The sequence below is a fragment of the Tamlana crocina genome (assembly GCA_040429635.1).
In the GTDB taxonomy this organism is placed as follows: Bacteria; Bacteroidota; Bacteroidia; order Flavobacteriales; family Flavobacteriaceae; genus Flavisericum; species Flavisericum crocinum.
Genome location: CP158972.1, coordinates 2,802,843 through 2,821,070, shown reverse-complemented (window position 1 = coordinate 2,821,070; position 18,228 = coordinate 2,802,843). Strand labels below are relative to the sequence as shown.

The following is an 18,228-nucleotide window of genomic DNA, read 5'->3' as shown; positions in this document are numbered from 1 at the left end:
TTACATACCTAAATTAATTCAATTCTTTGTTTATAATGTAAATGGCCATAATCAAAATGAAAAAGCCGAAACCCTTTTTGAGCTTTTTGCTGCTGATATATTTCGAAAAAAATACCCCTAAAATGATGCCCAAAATAGCAATAGCGGTAAATGAAAGTAAAAATATCCAGTCGATTTCAAGGGTTTGTACATCGCCCAAAAAACCAATCAACGAATTGATGGAAATAATAATAAGTGAGGTGCCCACGGCTTTTTTCATAGGGATTCTCGCCCAAAGTACCAAAGAAGGGACATATAAGAACCCGCCACCAGCGCCTATTAAACCCGTAATAGTTCCAATAATTAAACCTTGGAAAAAGGTTTTGTAGTAGGATTGGTTTTCAGTTTTAAGATTTTTCGATTTTTGTTTTTTTATCATGGAAACCGAAGCCAATAACATGATGATAGCAAAGAAAATCATGATGGCTACATCTTTGGTTAAAGTTGTACTTCCGAAGGAAAAAATAGTATCCGGAATACTGGGCACTATGTAACGACGGGTAGCATATACGGCCACAAACGACGGGAAAGAAAATGCTAGCCCGGTTTTAAAATCGACCAGCCCTTTTTTATGTTTTTGAAAGGTGCCTACCACAGACGAAACACCCACCACAAACAACGAATAAGCTGTCGCAACAATGGGGTTTAGCCCCAAAACATACACCATAACTGGTACGGTTAAAATAGAACCGCCACCTCCAATAAGCCCCAAAACCAAACCGATTAGCAATGCGCCAACGTATCCTAAAATTGGGGTGTAATCCATAGATTAATGGGGCAGTTTGTCTTTTAAAATTCCGTAAATGAATGTGCCCAAAATGGCAGCGCCAATAACGATAAGCATGGTGTAAACGCCTGTGCCAAGAAGAATGTACATGGGGCCAGGGCAAGCACCGATTAAGGCCCATCCCAAACCAAAAATAGAACCCCCAATAATATATCTGGTTATACCGTTATCTTTTTTAGGAACGAAAATATCGGCACCACTAATGCTTTTAACGAATCCTTTTTTTGAAATTTGTAAAAACAGAACTCCGCATGCAATGGCTGTACCGATGATTCCATACATATGAAAGGATTGAAACCTGAACATTTCGTAAATACGGTACCAGGAAACTGCTTCAGATTTTACCAAAACAATACCGAAAAATATTCCAACCAATAAAAATTTTATAAACTTCATCATAACTAAAAGATTAAGGGGAGAATTAAATTGGCCATAATCAGTCCGCCTATAAAAAAGCCAATTACCGCGATTAATGAAGGTTTTTGAAGGCTGCTTAGCCCAGTAATGGCATGGCCCGAAGTACATCCGCCGGCATATCGGGTGCCAAAGCCTACTAAAATACCACCAATAATAAGGATGAGTAATATTTTTGGGGAATTGATAGCTTCCATACTAAACATTTCATCGGGAACCAGTGTAGCTCCTGCGTTTTTAAAACCCATGTTTTGAAGCTCGACAACGGTTTTAGGGTTGAGGTTGGTTTTACTGTCGTTTGATAAATATTGGGTGGCGATAAACCCGCCAATAATAGCGCCTAAAACTACGGTGAGGTTCCAGAGTTGGCTTTTCCAGTTGAACTTAAAAAAGCTTGAAAACTTACCCGCACCACCAATGGCACACAGCGTTCGTAGGTTTGAAGACATGCCGAAAGTTTTTCCGAAGTAGAGCAACAGCGCCATGACTAAGGCTATTAAAGGCCCCGAAACATACCAAGGCCAAGGGTTTAAAATGTGTTCCATGTTTAAATGTTTTTTACAAAATTAAATCTTGGCTTTTTATTGTTTGTAATAAATGTTACTTAGGAAAGTGATGCACAATTAATTTTGACAAATACCTTGGGAAGGTTGCGCTAGGGATTGAGGCTATTGTTGGAGCTCCTGGAACAGAGCGACTGCCGAAAGCCCGACCCAAGCGATGGATGTGGCTGCAGGGAAGGGGGGCGCCCAAATCGATTGATGGTTCCGTTAAAGGATTTCGATTTTACTGCGGCTAAGTTTTATTTTGTTTTCGTTTTCGAGTTGCTTTAGCACTCTTGAAATCACCACTCTGGAGGTATGTAAATCTTCAGCGATGTCTTGGTGCTTTATATTTATGTTTTCTGAACCATTTAGTATGGCTTTGTTTTTTAGGTAGTTGTATAGGCGCTCGTCCATTTTCATAAACGCGATATTGTCGATGGTGTTTAGCATTTCATCGAATCGTATTTGGTAGCTTTGAAGAATAAATTCTCTCCAACTGGCATTATTATGAAACCAAGTTTTCATGTTTTCCACCGGTACCATTATTAAGCTCGAATCTTTTTCGGCAACAGCCCTTATCTTACTTTTTGGAGTGCCTAAGCAACATGTAAGTGACATGGCACAGGTTTCGCCAGCTTCTAGAAAATATATGAGTAATTCGTTGCCATTTTGGTCTTCGCGTAAAATTTTAATGTCGCCAGATAAAATTAAAGGAATGTACTCCAGGGATTGGTTAACATCAATAATGATGTCGTTTTGCTTAAAAGTTTTAAACATCCCTATTTTAGAAATTTCCGATAAGATTTCGGTGTCTAAAATATGCGCAAATTTCTCTTGAAGTAAGTCTTTATCCATGCTCAAAAATAAGAATTAAAAAAGAACTTTTGTTGCAAGGAAACATAATTCTGAAGGAGGTAATTTAGGTGTTAAGGTCTATAATTAGCGAATAAATTAAGTTAAAAAGGGTGTGGTATGTTGCGTTTTTAACTTGACATGCTTTACTTTTATGCCGACCATGGATTCATTAACTCAAATTGTATTAGGTGCTGCTGTAGGAGAAGCGGTTTTAGGAAAGAAAGTAGGGAATAAAGCTATGCTTTATGGCGCTATTGCGGGTACCATTCCTGATTTTGACGTGTTTGCTTCGCATTTTACAGATACGGTAACAGCGCTTTCCATACACCGCGGTTTTACGCATTCGGTGGTGTTTTCGGTGTTATTTGCCCCCATTTTCGGGTGGTTGGTTTCTCGTATCGAAAGGCATAAATCCTTTAAAGATTGGTCGTGGTTGTTTTTTTGGGCGTTCATAACGCACCCAATATTAGATACCCACACTACTTGGGGTACACAATTGTTATGGCCTTTAGATTTGCGCCTGGCCTTTAAGACCATATTTGTTATCGATCCGCTTTACACCCTGCCGTTTTTAGCCTGTTTGGTGTTGGCTATGTTTCAGAATAAAACATCGCATAAACGACGATTTTATAATAACTTGGGCTTAACACTTAGTACAGCTTACTTAGTCCTGACTTTTTTGTTCAAACACATGGCTATTAGTGCGTTCGAGGAGGCGTTAATAAACCAGAATATTGATTATGATAACATAGATGTTAGGCCATCGCCATTAAATACGGTGCTGTGGAGCGCCAACGTAGACACTAAGGATGCTTATTTACTGGCCAATTATTCTTTTTTTGACACGCAGCCCATTTTGTTTGTAAACCATCAAAAAAATCATGATTTATTGGGAAGCCTTGCTGAAAATGAAAAAGTACAGCGTATGATTGCCATTTCTGAGGAATGGTTTACCATAACGGAAAACGAAGGAGATTTATATTTTAACGATTTGAGGTTCGGACTTTTGGGATTGAACCTGAATTCTGAAAACTTCGTATTTCAGTATAGGATTGACGTAGAAGATGGTGATAAGGTGAGTTTTGTAGAAATGCCAAAAACAAACCGTGATGCTAAAAAACTATTGGCAGAACTATGGAAACGCATTAAGGGAAATTGAAACATGCTTAAAACCTTATACCTCACCTAAAACTTAGTGGATTTGCATTTTGGTTATAAGTGAGTTGCAAAATGTTAATGAGTTCTGTTCTAGTCTACTATAAATGACCGTTCGAGTTTTTCAAATTATTTTAAAATAAGATTTGTTTTTGTTTTAATAAAAAATGTATATTTGCAACCGCAAAAACGGCCACGTGGCGCAACTGAATAGCGCACTTGATTACGGCTCAAGAGGTTCCAGGTTTGAATCCTGGCGTGGTCACTTCCTTAAAACCCCAGCAATGCTGGGGTTTTTTGTTTTCTGTCCGAAAAATAAAAATTTAAAAACATTGGTTTTTGGTGTCAAAAAGTGGTAAAATTGTATCAAAAGTGTATGTGAAATGTATGCAATTTGAAAGCTTCAGTTTTTTTATTCACATCACAAAGAAAGATAAAAAACGGCTATCCGATGTGTGTGGCGCTTTATGATTCGAATAGAAAAAAATTAGCTAAACTCTTCATGGTTAAAGCAAAATATTCCACATTCTTCATTAGTGCATAACTTTTATGCCAAACTTAAATGGTTTTGTTTTTTCAGCAAGACTGTATTGGTAAATTAGTTGGAAGGAAAGCATTTGAAAACTAACTGGGAAAACTATTTAAAAACATTATAATTACAGGAAGCTGTTTTGTAAATCAAATGAAACAGGGTACCCACTTGTTTATAACTAATTAGAATTAAATAAAGACATCAATCGATTTTTGTTCAGTGTAAATTTTCACTAAGGGTTCGGTAAGATAAAGAGGTGAAGAAATAAAAAAATAACAGAAGTTTAACTATTATTAGTTAAATTTGAGGACAGATCTTGGTGGTATAAAAAATCTAAGTATATAGAGAGTACTATGTGAAGTACTGTGGAGTTCTTTCCGTTTAGGGGTGTATGTCATCAAAAAGTACTTTTCGCCCCCTTTTAGGTATAATTTAACTCATCATTTACAGTAAATTGCATTTGTAATTTTTAAAACCTTAAGCCTTTTGATTTATGGAAACAGTGATGGACGCAATTAACTATATAGACATTAACAAGAATTCGAGGGTGCCAATGTACCAACAAATTGTTGATTCGATAATCAATAATATATCCAATGGCAACATTGTTCTAAATGAGAAGCTACCTTCTATCAATACCATTAGTGAGGATTTTTATTTATCCCGTGATACAGTTGAAAAAGCATACGGTATATTAAAAGAGAGAAATATAATAGTATCAATACCTAGAAGGGGGTATTATGTGTCTAAAATAGAGACCACGCACAAGTTGAAAATTCTGTTTCTTGTAAACAAACTGAGTTCGTATAAAATGAAAATGTACAATTCATTTCTCGATAGAATAGGGCTCAACTCAAAAATAGATTTAGTGGTTTATCATTGTGATGAATTTTTCTTTTTAAATACCCTAAAAAATAACAAGGCTGGGTATGATTATTATGTTATTATGCCCCATTTCAAAACAGAAACATTACAGCACACTAGCTATACAGATGCGGTTATCAAAGCCATAAACACCATACCAAAAAGCAAATTGATGATTTTAGATAATTTGATGCCTCCGTTTACAGACGGTATTGGGGCTGTTTATCAAGAATTTGACAAAGATATTTACGAAGCGTTGAATGATGGCATGTCTAAAATATCTAAGTATAAAAAAATGGTTTTAATTTATCCGGAAAATTCTGTTTACCCGTTTCCAAGAAGGATTTTACATGGTTTCAGAAAGTTCTGTTTAGAGAATGAAATTGATTATGAAATTCTGGGCGAAGTGTGTGACGATATGGTATTTAAGAAAGGAGATCTGTTTATAACCATTGAGGAATCCGATTTGGTTGATTTGGTTAATCAGATAAGAGAAAATGAACTCAAGATGGGAGATGAAGTAGGGGTGATCTCATACAATGACACACCGCTTAAGCAGTTGTTGGGAATAGCTGTAGTATCTACAGATTTTAGAATAATGGGTGAAATGGCGGCGCAAATGATTTTGAGTGGCGAAAATAGTAAAATTAAAGTTCCTTTTTATTTTATAGATAGAGCTTCCGTGTAATTTAAATATTAAATTAAAGATATATTTTTAAAGTATTAGAACAGGTATTTATGGATAAAAGAAATAAAGTTATCTAGTTTATCTCGCTTGGGGAAACAAAAACTTTGGTTAACTTTACTTGACCTTTAAAATACCATTAATTAAACAGTACTTTTTAAATATGCAAAAGTATTTTGCAATACTCTTTATTTTTTGTTTTGTAACCTTTGGGGCCTCTCAAAATGATGTTTATAAGTTTAAGCATTTAACGGCAGCCGATGGTTTATCACAGAACACAATAATAGATATCAACCAGGATTATTTAGGTCAAATTTGGATTGCTACAAGAGATGGGCTTAATAAATATGACGGGACAGAGTATACAATTTACAGACACAGCAAAAATGATTCTCTCTCAATAAGCAACAATGATGTACTTTGCATAGAAAATGGCAGTGATGGTTTCATGTGGGTGGGCACTTACTCTGGTTTAAATAAGTACGACCCCCGGAATGATACCTTTGAGACTTTTCTGAAAAGCGAACAAAACACTTCACTTGTAAGCAACATCATTTGGACAGTTAAGGAGCTGTCAAATAAAGAAATCTGGGTGGGCACCCCCTCGGGGCTTGCTGTGTACGATGTCTCTGAAGATTCTTTTAAAAATTTTTTAGTTACCGGTCAAGTACTCGTCATTTTTGAAACAAAAAATGGTTCAATTTTTTTAGGAACCAATAATGGGTTGGTAAAGCTACTTCATAAAGATAAAAAGGAATACAAATTTAAGTTGTTGGAGGGTACAGAAGGGATTGTAATACAAGATATTGAAGAAAGCCCAAGTGGAAAACTCCTTTTGGGGACTCGAACCCAAAATATTTTGCTCTATGATGCTCATGACAATTCGTTAACGCCTTATCTTCATGATTCTCAACTCAAGGAAGTAGATAGAAATGTTAGGGAACTGCAATTTGATGATATTGGAAATTTATGGGCAGGCACCTATCGAGGTGTTCAAATAATAGATCAAAATAAAAATTTATTACCTCTTTATAGTGATATAAATGATGATGAATCTATTAGTGGTAATTTTATAAAAAGTATATTCAAAGATAAAAAGGGGGCTATCTGGATAGGCACCTATTATGGAGGCATTAATATTTGGGATGTGTCAAATATCAATTTTATAAATATTACTCAAAAATCAGGTAGGAAAGGATTAGGGTTCAAGGCGGTAAGTACTATAGTGAATTATAATGATAAAGTGTTTTTTGGTACAGAAGGGGGAGGGGTTTCCATATTAAACACTAAAGATAAATCCTTTGAATACTTAACATCGAAAAATACACCTAGCTTAAAGAGCGATAATGTTAAATCCTTGTTTTTGTCTGGAAATGAGAACCTTTGGATAGGCACTTTTGAAGATGGACTGGCTTTGTATAACTTGAAAGATAAAAAAACAATAAATAATATCTTACCAAAAGAGTTACTTGATTACACCCAGAACATAGGTATAAGCTCAATAAGCGAAGATTTGAACAAGAATATATTAATTGGAACCAAGGGAAAAGGTTTAATAAAATACAATCCAATAAATAAATCTTTTAGTGTTATAAACGAAGGTTTAGCCATTAACATTGTAAAATCAATACATGTAGATTCTAAAAATAATATATGGGTAAACACGCTAAGGGGAATTAATTCTATTAGTCCAGAAGGGGCAATAAGCCACTATTTTTATGATTTAAATACAAAAATGGGCTTAAGTGCCACTACTGTTTTTGAAGATTCTAATGGTACAATATGGGTGGGAACCGAGTTTGACGGACTTTTTAGGTTTGTTGATGGAGAGTTTGTTTCGGTAGATTTAAAAATTGAAGATGATGCTTCTATTATTGGGGTAAGAAGCATAGTTGAAGACGATAACGGTAATTTATGGCTCGGCACAACAAATCAGGGTATAGTATGTTTTAACCGCCCAGAGAACAGCATTATTGAACACTATACCAAAAAGGATGGTTTGGTGGGTAATCAATTTAACAATAACGCTAGTTTGCGCATAGGAGATTCGCAGTTTGTGTTTGGCGGACAATCTGGAGTGTCTTATTTCAATTCCAAGAAAATAGTAAAAAACCAATATGCACCACAAGTGCTGATTACAGATTTTAAAATAAAAAATAAATCTGTTGGCGTAAATAGTAGTGATGGCGTGCTAAACCAAACAATTACCTTTACGGATAATCTAGAACTTTCGCATGGCCAAGGAAATTTCAGTATTACGTTTTCAATGCCCAACTTTATCAATTCAAGTAGAAACAGGTACTTATATCGTTTGAAAGGGCTAGAGGAAGAGTGGATAGAAACTACAGGGAACACCGCAACTTACACTATTCAAACCCCAGGGAATTATACCTTCGAAGTAAAAGGTATAAATAATGATGGCTTTTCCAATAAAGAACCAACACGATTAAATGTTTATGTAAGTCCTGCCCCTTGGCGATCTTGGTGGGCCTTTTTACTTTATGGATTACTTATTTTTTGTGTGCTCTATTATTTAATGAATATATTAAAATCAAGAACAAAGTTGAAACACCAATTGGCTTTAGAGCAAATCGAAGCAAAGCAAGCTAAAGATGTGAATAAAGCTAAATTAGAATTTTTCACCAATATCTCCCATGAGTTTCGAACGCCACTCACCTTGATTTTGGGGCCGTTAAATCAAATATTGGATAATTACAGAGGAAGCAGTTCCATGTACAAAAAGCTAAAAGTAATAGAAAGTAGCGCCAACCATTTGCTTCAGTTAATAAACCGGTTGATGGATTTCAGAAAACTTGAAAACAACTTGATGAAATTAGAGGCAGCAGAAGGCAATGTGGTAAAATTTTTGAGAGAAATTTATTTGTCTTTCACGGAATACGCTAAAAATGGAAATTACGATTATACTTTTGAGACCACATCTGATGATATACAGGTTTACTACGATCGCTATAAACTGGAGCGGGTATTTTACAACCTTATTTCAAATGCCTTCAGGTACACACCGAAAGGAGGAAAAATAGCATTGAGAGTTATTGAAGAGACCGATAAAATTTGTATTCGGGTTGAAGATTCGGGTGTTGGTATAGCCGAAGAATATAAAGATAAAATTTTTGAACGGTTTTTTGAGCTATCAATCAACAGAAAACCTGATAATAACTATAACAAGGGCACGGGGATAGGGCTTTCCATTGTGAAAAATATCGTAGACCTGCACAAAGGACAAATTAAGGTTTTTGATAACGAGGCTGGTTCAGGTTCCGTCTTTTCAGTTGAACTTCCATTAGGAAAAGAACATTTGGAGGATACTGAAATTATACAAGATTTTAAATTTTCTGATGATTTATCGCAATACGTTACGCAATTGGATGACGAACAAGTTTTACTTGAAAAAGATGTACTTGAACGAAAACATGTTGATGAGAAACCCACTATTTTAATTGTTGAAGATAATAAACAACTAAGAAAGTTTATACTGGACATTCTCATAAAAGAATATAACGTTTTAGAAGCAGAAAATGGTAAGGTTGCCTACAAATTGGCCATAGCAGAACAGATTGATCTTGTGGTAAGCGACGTGGTTATGCCAAAGATGACCGGTACAGAACTTTGTTCTTTAATTAAAGAAGATATTAGGACAAGCCACATTCCAGTAATTTTGTTAACCTCAAGATCATCCTTGATTTTCAAAATGGACGGATTGGAAAGTGGTGCGGACGATTACATCAGTAAGCCATTTAACGTTAAAGAATTTAGGCTTAGGATAAAAAATGTTTTGGCGACTATTTTACGCTTAAAGGAAAAGATAAATTCTAATGAAGTTCTTCAGCCCGATGATATTGTGCTATCTTCAATAGATGAAAAGTTATACAAAAAAGCATTGTCCATTGTTGAAGATAATATAAGTAACGAACAATTTGACATCCCGTTTTTTTGTGAAGAATTAGGCGTAAGCAGAACAGTGCTTTTTAAAAAAATAAAAGCGTGGACTGGTTTCTCTCCAAAAGATTTTATTCAACATATCCGATTGAAAAGGGGGGCTCAGTATTTAGAGCAAGGCAAACTCAATATTTCCCAAATCAGTTATAATCTTGGATTTAAAAATCCAAAATACTTCAGTAAATGTTTCAGGAAAAAATTCGGTAAAACTCCAACTGAATATATTAAAACCTTTTCAGATTACTAATAATTAGAGAGGTTTTGTTGGTTTTCTTCAAATTTAGCTAAGCCTACTTGTTAGTTATTTGTTTATCACTGTCCAAAAGTATTATCTCCTCCCTTTTGTGGACATATTTACTCCTGCTATTTGTTAATTTTGAAACACTGTAGCGAGTAATAGGTTGTTTCGCAATCTTTTTTGTGATTATAAAACGAATTAATTAAGCGAATGAAAAACAAGAAAACAAGTTTCTTGGAATTAACCATAATTCTTATTATGGTGTTGTTTTCTTTAATGATTATTTATTTTGCTGATTAGTTTTTTGAAAAAAATAAAGAAGTTTAATGGTGACGACGGTTTCTGGTCCATAAATGAACGAAAAAGATGCACTTTGTTTAGTAAAGCATCACAAAACAGGACAGAGGTTGTAATCTAAAACATTAACATTGTAATTATAACAAAATGATAGGTTTAAAAGTAGTTGATTGAGTTAGTCGTTGGAGTTTAGTTTAGTTTAAAGGGCCCTCTGTTTAAAAATATAGAGGGCTTTTATTTCGTCTAGCAATTGTTTCAAATTCAAACATCCAAAATAAAAATACAGATAATGAAAATTGTTAAAAATATTCAATTAAGTTTGGTTCTCACAATAATAACAGTATTGGGCTTGTACTCCTGTAAAAATGAGGCTAACAAAATTCCTTGGAAACAATTAATAACAGATAGCTCTCTGCAAGGTTGGAATATCAAAGGCGGTGAAGCAACCTATAAAAATGAAAATGGTATTATAATAGGAACTACTGCGGCCAATACACCCAATACGTTTTTAACTACAGATAAAATGTATGATGATTTTATTTTGGAGATTGAGTTTAATGCTGATTCGGTAATGAATTCCGGAATACAAATTCGAAGTAATAGTTATCCGTATTATGAAAATGGCCGTGTACATGGTTATCAAGTAGAAATAGATCCTTCAAAACGGTCGTGGAGTGGAGGTATTTACGATGAGGGTAGGCGGAAATGGCTCAATACACTAGAGCACAATAAAGATGCGCAAAAAGCATTTAAGCAAAACGACTGGAACCATTATAGAATAGAGGCCATAGGAGATACTATTAAAACATGGGTAAACAATGTGCCTGCGGCCTATTTGATTGATGATAAAACGGCATCAGGGTTTATAGGGTTGCAAGTGCACTCCATAGGGAAAAGTAAAGAAAAACTGGGTAAGCAAGTAAAATGGAGAAATGCTAAAATATTAACTAAAAACCTGTCTCAATATTCCAGAACATCACCGCTAAAACCTGTTATAACTAAAAACAACCTGACGGTGCTTGAGGAGAAAAATGGCTGGATAATGCTTTGGGATGGAAAAACCACCAAGGGCTGGCGAGGAGCTAAACTTGATGGATTTCCGGAAAAGGGCTGGTCTATTGAAAACGGTGAGTTGATAGTGGCCGATACTGGTGGAGCAGAATCTGCCGCAGGTGGAGATATTGTAACGGAAGACTCTTATAGCGATTTCGAATTAAAGGTAGATTTTAAACTAACGCCAGGAGCCAACAGCGGTATAAAATATTATGTAGATACCGAAATTAACAAAGGTCCTGGTTCGTCCATAGGCTTGGAATATCAAATATTGGATGACAATTTACATCCTGATGCAAAGTTGGGTTCGCATGAGGGGAGCAGAACGGTAGCTTCGCTTTACGATTTAATTCAGGCCGATCCTAATAAGCCTATAAATCCGATCGGTGAGTGGAACACGGCGCACATAAAATCGATTAATAATCATGTAGAACATTGGTTAAATGGAGTAAAGGTGTTGGAGTACGACCGAGGAAGCGATGCGTTTTTAAAACTGGTGTCTGAAAGTAAATACGAAAAATGGCCAAACTTTGGTATGTTGGAGAAAGGACAAATTTTGTTGCAGGATCACGGAGATAAAGTGGCGTTTAGAAATATTAAAATTCGTGTGCCAAAGAAGAAATAATTATGGATAACAAAAGAAGGGATTTTTTAAAGAAAGCTACATTGGCAACAGCAGGAATAACCATAGGCAGTGGTGTAAATGCCATGACGGCACAAAGTTATAATAATGTAATTGGTGCCAATGACCGGATAAATGTGGCTATTCAGGGTTTAGGAAGACGATATGGAGCTTTTATAGATGGGATAATTACTAAACAGAGTAATGCCCGTATAAGTTACTTATGTGATGTGATGCCTAGTCAAATGGATAAGGCACTTAAAAAGGTGGGTGAAAAAATCAACTACAAGCCAAGCTTAGAGGAAGATATCCGTAAGATACTGGGCGATAAAGAGGTTGATGCCGTTTTTATGGCTACCCCAGATCACTGGCACACCCCCGGAGCTATAATGGCTATGAAAGCGGGTAAACATGTTTATCTAGAAAAACCATGTAGCCATAACCCTCACGAAAATGAGCTGGTTGTTGCTGCACAAAAAAAATATAATAAAGTAGTGCAGATGGGGAATCAACAACGCTCCTCTGCGCAGAGTATAAAAGTCATAAAGGAAATCCATGATGGAAAAATAGGTGAGGCTTACAAAGCCATTGCGTTTTACGCAAATGCTAGGGGGAAGGTAACTTTACCGGTAAAGGCAACACCTCCCAATGGTTTGAATTGGGATTTGTTCCAAGGGCCTTCTCCCCGAAAAGATTATACCCACGATACATGGAATTATAACTGGCATTGGTACGGATGGGATTTCGGAACAGCAGAAATGGGAAACAATGCAACGCACGAGTTGGATATAGCACGTTGGGCATTGAACGTAAACTATCCAAAACATGTCGAGGCTTTGGGGTGGAAAAACCACTTTCAAGACGACGGTTGGGAAATGTATGATGAAATGTTGGCCACATACACTTTCGAAAAAGACAAGGTAATCCAATGGGACGGTGTGAGTAGAAATTCATACAAGAAATACGGTAAAGGCAGAGGCACCATCATAATGGGAACGGAGGGCTCTGCAATGATTGACCGAAGCGGATATGAACTTTTCGATAGACGTGGAGAAAAAATAGATGAATGGAAGTCTGGTAGCACAGAAGGCGGAGTCGCTTTGGGTGGTGGCGGAAACCTGTCAACCATGCATACCGTCAACTTTTTCAACGCGATTAGAGGTAAGGAAGCCTTAACCTCTCCCATCGAAATTGGTGCTATGTCACAAATGTTAACCCACTATGCAAATATCTCGTATAGGGTAAATAAAGGTTTTGAGGTTGATGAACAAACAGGTAGAATTTACGATAAGGAAGCCATGAAGTTATGGTCAAGACAGTATGAACCAGGTTGGGAACCAAAACTATAAAATTTGAAAAGACGATTATTTATACAAAAAGCAGGAATAGCTTCGGCAGCAATTGCCAGCTCATCATTGTTGTACGGTAATGTGTTCTCTGGTAGCGGTGCTAATAATATACTTAATATTGGGGTTATTGGTACAGGTGCTAGAGGCGGAGGACTCACTTCTATTATCAACTCAATAGATGGAATTAGCGTTGTGGCTTCTTGCGATGTTTTGCCATTTAGATTAGAAAATGGCCTGTCGAGAGCAGACTCCCAGAGTATGGGATACACTGATTATCGCAAATTATTGGAGGATAAAAACGTTGATGCTGTAATTGTGGCCACGCCATTCAGTACACATTCAAAAATAGCTTGTGATGCCCTTGATGCAGGAAAGCATGTGTATTGCGAAAAAACCTTGGCCATGGGGTATAGCGGGATTAATACTTTGGTCGAAAAAGTAAATCAATCCAATTTAATATTTCAAACAGGGCACCAATACCATAGTTCTCGGCTTTATACCCACGTACATGAGTTGATAAAAAATGGTTTGGTTGGTAAAATACAAGCTTTCGAGTGTCAATGGAACCGACATGGTAATTGGAGGCGGCCCGTACCAAAGCCAGAATATGAAGAGGCCGTAAACTGGAGAATGTATAAAGAGTTTTCGGGTGGTTTAACGGCTGAGTTGTGTTCGCATCAAATCGATTTTGTGAATTGGGTTTTAAATGAAGTGCCAAGTCAGGTTTTTGGTACCGGAGGTATTGATTACTGGAAGGATGGGAGGGAAACCTTTGACAATGTACACCTAATCTATTCATATCCAAGTGGTGTTAAAGCAAAATTTACCTGTTTAACAGGTAATGCCAATAATGGTTACCAAATAAAGGTATTAGGTGATAAAGGCACGATAGTTATAGATACCAAAAAAGCATGGTTTTATCCTGAAGGAAAGAAAAATAAGATAGTTACGGACGTTGATGGCGTTAGCGGTGCCACAAATTCATGGGATGAAGAAAAAGGCTATTCCTTGAATGTAGAGCACTTAAACCCGAGTGAACAAGCCCTATTGGATTTTAAAAAAGCAATCGATAACCAAAAACAACCTAAATCAAATATTAATACAGGTGCAAATACAGCGGTTTGTGTCCAGATGGGACTTGATGCCCTATACGAAAATAAAGTGGTCGAGTGGCCTGCCGAATTTCATAAAATATTAAGTTATAAACTAAACTAAGATATGTATAAAAACATTTTTTTAATTACAGTAATAAGTGTATTGGCTAGTTTGAATGTAGCCAAAGCTCAAAATAGTAATAGTGATAAACCAAATATCATTTTTATACTTACCGATGATCAACGGTTTGATGCTATTGGTTATGCCGGAAATAAATATGTTGATACTCCAGAGATGGATAACTTGGCTCAGTCGGGGGCGTATTTTCATAGTGCTGTTGTTACTACTCCTATCTGCGCTGCGAGTAGGGCAAGCATATTAACAGGGCTTCACGAGAGGTCACACAATTTCAATTTCCAAACAGGGAACGTTCGTGAGGAGTATATGGCAAATTCATATCCGAAGCTTTTAAAGGATAATGGTTACTATACTGGTTTTTACGGTAAGTATGGTGTGCGTTATAACGATTTAGATAAGCAATTTGATGAGCATGATGACTATGACCGCAATAACAGGTTTAAAGATAGACGAGGTTATTACTATAAGACTATAGATAAAGATACCGTTCACTTAACGAGGTATACCGGGCAACAGGCACTCGATTTTATTGAAAAGAATGCTAAAAATGAAAAACCATTTTGTTTGTCATTAAGCTTTAGCGCGCCTCATGCCCATGACGGTGCACCCGAACAATACTTTTGGCAAAATACCACCGACAATCTTTTGCAAAATACCACTATTCCTGGTCCAGAATTAGGAGAGGATAAGTATTTTGAAGCACAGCCAAAGGCCGTTAGAGATGGGTTTAATAGATTGCGCTGGACTTGGCGTTACGATACTCCTGAAAAGTACCAACACAGTTTAAAAGGCTATTACAGAATGATTTCAGGAATAGACTTGGAAATCAAAAAAATTAGGGAGAAGCTAAAAGAAAAGGGAGTAGATAAAAACACGGTTATCATTTTAATGGGTGATAACGGCTACTTTTTAGGCGAACGTCAATTGGCCGGAAAGTGGTTAATGTACGACAACTCGGTGCGTGTACCGTTAATCGTTTTTGATCCCCGAGTAAATAAGCATCAAGATATAACCGATATGGCACTTAATATTGATGTGCCATCAACCATAGCCGATTTAGCAGGAATAAAGGCTCCGGAATCTTGGCAGGGTAAAAGTTTAATGCCCATTGTAAAGCAAGAAACAAATACCATGGGTAGAGATACAATTCTTATAGAGCATTTATGGGATTTTGAAAACATTCCGCCAAGTGAGGGGGTACGCACCGAAGAATGGAAATATTTCCGTTATGTAAACGATAAAACCATTGAAGAGCTTTATAACCTCAAGAAAGATCCAAAAGAAGTTAATAACTTAATCGGGAAGAAAAAATATCAAAAAGTAGCAGATAAGCTTCGTGCAAAACTTGATGAACTAATAGCTGAAAATAGTAATGAATACAGAGCCGCACCAACCGATTTGACAGTTGAGTTGATAAGAGAGCCAGAAACAGAAGTTGAGGTATTCGATTTGAAACCAGAGTTTGGTTGGACGGTGCCTTTAGGTTCAACATTTCAATCGGCTTACCAGATATTGGTCGCATCAAACCAAGCCAGTATCAATGCTAATAACGGTAACGTTTGGGATAGCGGCCAAGTACGCTCATCTCAATCTACAGATGTAGAATACCAAGGTAACGCTTTAGAAATAGGCAAAACCTATTATTGGAAAGTTAGAATTTGGGACGAAGAAAATCGACTGGTTGATTATTCAAAAGCTCAAAAATTTACTACGGGAAAAAGTGATAGCTATATCATTTCTACCGAAAATAAATTTGTTACGGATAAAATAAAACCAACAAAATTTGAAAATAGAAATGGCGTATATTTTATCGATTTTGGTAAAGCCGCTTTTGCCACTATGGATTTTACTTACCATGCGGAAACCCCACATACTTTAACCGTAAGAGTTGGCGAAATGGTTGACGATAAAGGAAACGTTAACAGAACGCCTCCAGCCAAAAGTAACATACGCTACCAAGAATTAAAGATTAACGTAAAGCCTGGCAAAACCTCGTACAGAATTCCTGTTCAAACAGATGAAAGAAATACAAGGCCTAATATGGCCATTCCGTTGCCAGATGGTTTCCCGCCTCTAGTGCCGTTTAGGTATGCCGAAATTGAAGGCACTCAGTCGGAAATCAAATTAAGCGATGTTGAGCAACTGGCATTTCGTACCTATTGGGATGACAAAGCCAGTAATTTTGAAAGTGATAACGATATATTGAATCAAGTTTGGGATTTATGTAAATACTCCATAAAGGCAACAACCTTCAATGGTTTGTATGTTGATGGTGACAGAGAGCGTATTCCTTACGAAGCAGACGCCTACCTAAACCAGCTAAGTCATTATACCACCGACAGGGAGTATGCCATGGCAAGAAGAACCATTGAGTATTTTATGCAAAACCCCACATGGCCAACTGAGTGGCAACAACATGTGCCCCTTCTCATCTATGCAGATTATATGTACACTGGGAACATCGAGCTTATTGAGCGCTATTATGAAGCTTTAAAACATAAGTCGCTTTATGAACTTTCCAATGAAGATGGGCTTATTACTTCTACTAAAGTAGATGCCGAATTTATGAAAAAGTTAGGTTTTCCTGAAGGTTACAAAAAGCCGTTAACCGATATTGTAGATTGGCCCTCAAAGAATTTTGCAGGAAGTAAAACTAAAGGAGAACGCGATGGTTTTGTTTTCATGCCTTACAGTACCGTAATAAACTCGTTCTTCTATGAAAACATGAAAATCATGGCAGAATTTGCTCAGCTCTTAGGAAAAACGCAAGAAGCATTAGACTTTGAATATCGTGCAGCCAAAGCCAAAAAAGCGGTTAACGAGCAAATGTTTGATAAGGAACGAGGAATATATGTAGATGGTATTGGTACAGACCATGCTTCATTGCATGCCAATATGATGCCATTAGCCTTTGGTTTGGTGCCTAAGGAACATTTTGACTCTGTTGTAGATTACGTAAAATCCAGAGGCTTAGCCTGTAGTGTTTACGGAGCACAATTTTTAATGGATGGTTTATATAATGCAGGAGAAGAAGATTATGCACTTGAGTTATTAACGAGTAAAGCAAAAAGAAGTTGGTACAATATGATTAGGGTAGGTTCAACGATTACCTTAGAGGCTTGGGATTATGAGTATAAAGTGAACTTAGATTGGAATCATGCTTGGGGCGCAGCACCTGCTAATATAATACCAAGAGGATTATGGGGTATAAAGCCAAAAACTCCAGGGTTTGGTATTGCTACAATAAAACCACAAATGGGTAAGCTGAAGTCCAGTGAAATAGTTGTACCAACAGTACGCGGATCTATAAAAGCAAAGTACACTCATAATGGGCCAAGGTTGCAAACTTATGAAATTGAAATTCCAGGAAATATGGTTGGCGAATTTTCACTAAATGACTTAGGAGGTAAAGACCTAATCTATAATGGTGAAAAAGTACCATCTGCTTTTAAATATATAAGATTGTCACCAGGTAAACACACTATTCAGCTTAAAATTAATTCATTTTAAAGAAGAATGAATAAATAATTATAAGGCCAGTAAAAGATTATGTTTTTACTGGCTTTTTTGTAAGTCTTCTAAAGCAATAAGGACAAATAATTA

At 36.5% G+C, this 18,228-nt stretch carries 11 protein-coding genes and 1 tRNA gene; 8 read left to right on the top strand and 4 right to left on the bottom strand.

The features are described from left to right. Positions 1–13 precede the first annotated feature (13 nt). The 4 genes from ABI125_12270 to ABI125_12255 all read right to left on the bottom strand — a co-directional run bounded on the left by ABI125_12270 (position 14) and on the right by ABI125_12255 (position 2,640). The gene (locus tag ABI125_12270) at positions 14–805 is read right to left on the bottom strand and encodes a sulfite exporter TauE/SafE family protein (protein ID XCF05497.1); all 792 of its coding nucleotides are present in this window, start codon (positions 803–805) and stop codon (positions 14–16) included. A gap of 3 nt (positions 806–808) precedes the next feature. After that, entirely contained in the window at positions 809–1,222 is a 414-nt protein-coding gene (locus ABI125_12265; protein ID XCF07903.1) for a DUF6691 family protein, read from the bottom strand. Between the two features lie 5 nt (positions 1,223–1,227). Beyond that, positions 1,228–1,785: a YeeE/YedE thiosulfate transporter family protein gene (locus ABI125_12260; protein XCF05496.1), complete on the bottom strand. Its 558-nt coding sequence runs from the start codon at positions 1,783–1,785 to the stop codon at positions 1,228–1,230. A 225-nt stretch (positions 1,786–2,010) separates the two neighbouring features. Then, positions 2,011–2,640, bottom strand: a complete 630-nt coding sequence (locus tag ABI125_12255) for a Crp/Fnr family transcriptional regulator (GenBank protein ID XCF05495.1) — start codon at positions 2,638–2,640, stop codon at positions 2,011–2,013. A gap of 160 nt (positions 2,641–2,800) precedes the next feature. On the opposite strand from ABI125_12255, the gene ABI125_12250 reads away from it, so the two are divergent. From ABI125_12250 to ABI125_12215, 8 genes are all read left to right on the top strand, one after another. Continuing rightward, positions 2,801–3,799 (top strand): metal-dependent hydrolase, encoded by a 999-nt coding sequence (locus ABI125_12250; protein XCF05494.1) that lies wholly within the window; start codon positions 2,801–2,803, stop codon positions 3,797–3,799. Between the two features lie 187 nt (positions 3,800–3,986). Beyond that, positions 3,987–4,060: transfer RNA gene (locus ABI125_12245), tRNA-Arg, on the top strand. A gap of 760 nt (positions 4,061–4,820) precedes the next feature. Next, positions 4,821–5,879, top strand: coding sequence for a GntR family transcriptional regulator (locus ABI125_12240; GenBank protein XCF05493.1), 1,059 nt, complete (start codon positions 4,821–4,823; stop codon positions 5,877–5,879). 160 nt (positions 5,880–6,039) lie between these two features. Beyond that, on the top strand, positions 6,040–10,080 hold the full coding sequence (locus tag ABI125_12235) for a two-component regulator propeller domain-containing protein (protein XCF05492.1): 4,041 nt from the start codon (positions 6,040–6,042) through the stop codon (positions 10,078–10,080). Positions 10,081–10,657: 577 nt separating this feature from the next. Then, positions 10,658–12,046: a DUF1080 domain-containing protein gene (locus tag ABI125_12230; protein ID XCF05491.1), complete on the top strand. Its 1,389-nt coding sequence runs from the start codon at positions 10,658–10,660 to the stop codon at positions 12,044–12,046. A 2-nt stretch (positions 12,047–12,048) separates the two neighbouring features. Beyond that, a complete protein-coding gene (locus ABI125_12225; GenBank protein ID XCF05490.1) occupies positions 12,049–13,392 on the top strand; it encodes a Gfo/Idh/MocA family oxidoreductase in 1,344 nt (447 codons plus the stop codon). 3 nt (positions 13,393–13,395) lie between these two features. Further along, positions 13,396–14,607 (top strand): Gfo/Idh/MocA family oxidoreductase, encoded by a 1,212-nt coding sequence (locus tag ABI125_12220; protein ID XCF05489.1) that lies wholly within the window; start codon positions 13,396–13,398, stop codon positions 14,605–14,607. Between the two features lie 3 nt (positions 14,608–14,610). Then, positions 14,611–18,135: a sulfatase-like hydrolase/transferase gene (locus ABI125_12215; protein XCF05488.1), complete on the top strand. Its 3,525-nt coding sequence runs from the start codon at positions 14,611–14,613 to the stop codon at positions 18,133–18,135. Positions 18,136–18,228: the final 93 nt, after the last annotated feature.